2 protein-coding genes are annotated in these 3526 nt (G+C 61.1%); both read right to left on the bottom strand.

All coding sequences use genetic code 11. From position 1 onward, the window contains the following. Positions 1-123: 123 nt before the first annotated feature. Positions 124-2772: a leucine--tRNA ligase gene (gene leuS / locus NW837_RS01275; RefSeq protein ID WP_414328923.1), complete on the bottom strand. Its 2649-nt coding sequence runs from the start codon at positions 2770-2772 to the stop codon at positions 124-126. Between the two features lie 140 nt (positions 2773-2912). Then, the coding region (locus NW837_RS01270; RefSeq protein WP_414328921.1) for a ferredoxin--NADP(+) reductase at positions 2913-3526 on the bottom strand (614 nt) is incomplete at its 5' end.

The following is a 3526-nucleotide window of genomic DNA, read 5'->3' as shown; positions in this document are numbered from 1 at the left end:
GAGGCGGGCTTTCCTCCCGACACCAAGCCTGCGGCTATGGTGCGGGCCTCCAGCCCGAAAATTTGGTGAAAGCCCCGATCCCGTTCGTGTCAGCAGTGCGGAACATTTTGGCCAGGCCCGCCGTTAGAGGACAAAGTTAACCAGCTTTTTCGGCACCACCACCACTTTTTTGGGTGTTGCCCCCTCCAGGTATTTCTGCGCTGCTTCTGACCGAAGGGCCAACTGTTCCTGCTCCTCCGGCGTCACCTCGGCAGGGGCCTCAAACGAGCCGCGCAATTTGCCGTTCACCTGAATCACAATGGTCACCGTGTCGGCCACCAGCGCTGCCGGGTCATAGCTGGGCCAAGACTGCCGATGCACCGAGTCTGCGCCCCCCAGCGCCTGCCACAGCTCCTCCGCAATATGGGGGGCAAAAGGCGCCATCAGCAACACCAGCGTGCGGATCCCCTCTGCATAGACCGGCGAATCCGGGATCCCGGCCTCCCCCAGAGCATTGCTCAGCTTCATCAGCTCGGCAATGGCGGTGTTGAATTGATAATCGTTTTCCAGATCTTCGCTGACTTCCTTGATGGCGGTGTGGATGGCCCGGCGCAGATCTTTTTCCGCCTTGGTCAGGGATCCCACCTCGACCTCGGCCGGCAACAGCTCTGGGGCCCCGCTCTGCAAGGACTCCGTCCCGCTACCGCGAACGACAAACTCGTACACCTGCCGCCAGACGCGGTTGAGAAAGCGAAATTGCCCTTCCACGTCGGCATCGTCCCACTCCAGATCCTTCTCCGGCGGGGCCTTGAACAAGATAAACATGCGGGCCGTATCTGCCCCGTAGTGGGCCAGCACCTCCTCAGGATCCACGCCGTTGCCCTTGGACTTAGACATGGTAGCGTAGATAACTTGCAGGGGCTCGCCCGTTTCCGGATCCCGCGGGTCGTTGGGATCCTGCACCAGAGCTGCCGGGATCCAGCGATCCTTGCCGGACTTGTTGGGGTTGTAGTAGGTGCGCCCTTGCACCATCCCCTGGGTGAGCAGACGCGAGAACGGCTCGTCAAAATCCAGCAGCCCCCGATCCCGCAACACCTTGGTAAAAAAGCGGGAATAGAGCAGGTGCAGGATGGCGTGCTCGATGCCGCCCACGTACTGATCCACCGGCAGCCAGGCGTTCACCTGGTCTTTGCGGAAGATCTCTTGGTCGTTGCGGGCATCGCTAAAGCGCAGGAAGTACCACGACGAGCAGACAAAGGTGTCCATGGTATCGGTTTCCCGGCGAGCCTCCGCGCCACAGGTGGGGCACTTCACCTTCACCCAGTCCTCCAACTGGGCCAACGGGGATCCCCCTCGCCCCGTCAGCTCCACATCCTCCGGCAAGAGCACCGGCAGATCCTTCTCCGGCACCGGCACAATGCCACAGTGGGGACAATGGATCACCGGGATGGGACAACCCCAGTAGCGCTGCCGCGAGATCAGCCAATCCCGCAGGCGGTAGTTGATCTGCTTTTCCCCCAGCCCCTGGGCTTCCAGCCAGGCGATGGCTCTTTCCACGCTTTGCCCTGGGCCTTTGCCCACCGGGATCCCGTCTAGGGGGCCGGAGTTGATCATCACCCCCTCCCCCGTCCAGGCAGCCTGCAGTTCTGAGGACTCCGTCCCGCTGGCGCGATCCGCTGAGGCCGGAGAACCCTCCGGCGGCTGCACCACCCGCTTGATGGGCAGGCCGAACTTGCGGGCAAACTCGAAATCCCGCTGGTCGTGGGCGGGCACGGCCATGATGGCCCCCGTCCCGTAGCCCATCAACACATAGTCGGCAATCCAGATGGGGATCCGCTCTTGGTTAACGGGGTTGATGGCGTAGGATCCCGTCCAAACCCCTGTCTTTTCCCGGTCTTCAGCGCTGCGCTCGATCTCGCTGCGGGCAGCGGCCTGGGCTTGATAGGCTCTGACGGCCTGCAGTTGCTCGGCAGTGGTGAGCTTGTCCACCAAGGGGTGCTCCGGCGACATCACCATGAAGGTGGCCCCCCAGAGGGTATCAGGCCGGGTGGTGAATACTGCCAGCTCGTCCCCTGCCTCGGTTTTGAAAATCACCTTGGCCCCCACCGATTGGCCAATCCAGTTCTCCTGCATGGTGCGCACCCGCTCCGGCCAGCCGGAGAGCTTTTCCAGATCCGCCAGCAGTTGGTCGGCATAGGCGGTGATTTTGAAAAACCACTGCTTGAGCATGCGCTTTTCCACCAGGGCGCCGGATCTCCAGGAACGCCCCTCCGCATCCACCTGCTCGTTGGCCAGCACCGTCTGATCCACCGGATCCCAGTTCACTGGCGCTTCCTTCTGGTAGGCCAGGCCGGCCTTGAAAAATTGCAGGAAGAGCCACTGCGTCCACTTGTAGTAGTCGGGGGCGCAGGTGGTGATCTCCCGCTCCCAGTCGTAGGAGAGCCCCAGCCGCTGCAGTTGCTCCCGCATCTGGGCAATGTTTTGGTAGGTCCACTTGGCCGGTGGGATCCCCCGGTCGATGGCGGCATTCTCCGCCGGCAGGCCAAAGGCATCCCAGCCCATCGGGTGCAACACCGCGTATCCCTGCATTCGTTTGTGGCGGGCAATTACATCGGTGATGGTGTAATTGCGCACATGCCCCATGTGCAGGTTGCCGCTGGGATAGGGGAACATGGACAGAGCATAGAATTTGCGGCTCCCGTCCTTCAGCTCTGGGGTGCGATCCAGCCCGATTTCACGCCAGTGGGCCTGCCACTTGCTCTCAATGGCCTGGGGATTGTAGCGCGCGTCCACGGTTCGATGCTCCTGGGAAAAAAGCGCTCACGCTGGGAGATAGAAGCATTTTGACATACTCCCCACGCCAGTGCTCTCAAGCAAGGAACGGGATCCCTATTGGCGCTGACAAACCGACAAGCAGGGATCACAAGCAGGGATCAGTAGGTTTCTTCGTGCCACCTGTCTGCTTTCTTCAGTTCCTTCTGGAACTTGCTCCAATCCTGACCGGCTTGTTCGGCCAAAGGCCCCATGACGTTGTTGATCCCGTCCTCCATCCCCTTGAGGCCGCAGATGTAGGTGTAGGTGTTGGGCTGTTGCAGCATCTCCCACAGCTCGGCGCCGTACTCGGCCATGCGGTTTTGCACGTACATTTTCTTGCCATCGGGGGTCTGTTGCTCGCGGCTGATGGCGTAATCGACGCGGAAGCGATCCCCGTACTGGGCTTTCCAAGCCTCCAGATCCCCGTGGTAGAGCAAGGTGGAGGTGGTGGGCACCCCAAAGAACAGCCAGATCTTGCCCTGATAGTTGGGATCCTCTTCAAACAGGTGCTTGATGAAAGCGCGAAAAGGAGCAATGCCGGTGCCGGTGGCGATCAAAATCAGGTTGGCGTTCTCATCTTCGGGCAGTAGGAAGGTTTTCCCCGATGGCCCCGTGATCATCACCTCGTCGCCTGCCTTCAAATCGGTGAGGAAGCCGGAGCAGACCCCCACCCCCGGTTGGCCCGTCTCTTTATCGACATATTCGGCCCGCTTCACACTCAAAGAGACGGTGC

This window comes from Synechococcus sp. R6-10, assembly GCF_047461815.1.
Taxonomy (GTDB): Bacteria; Cyanobacteriota; Cyanobacteriia; order Thermostichales; family Thermostichaceae; genus Thermostichus.
This window is presented reverse-complemented; position numbering and strand designations above follow the sequence as displayed.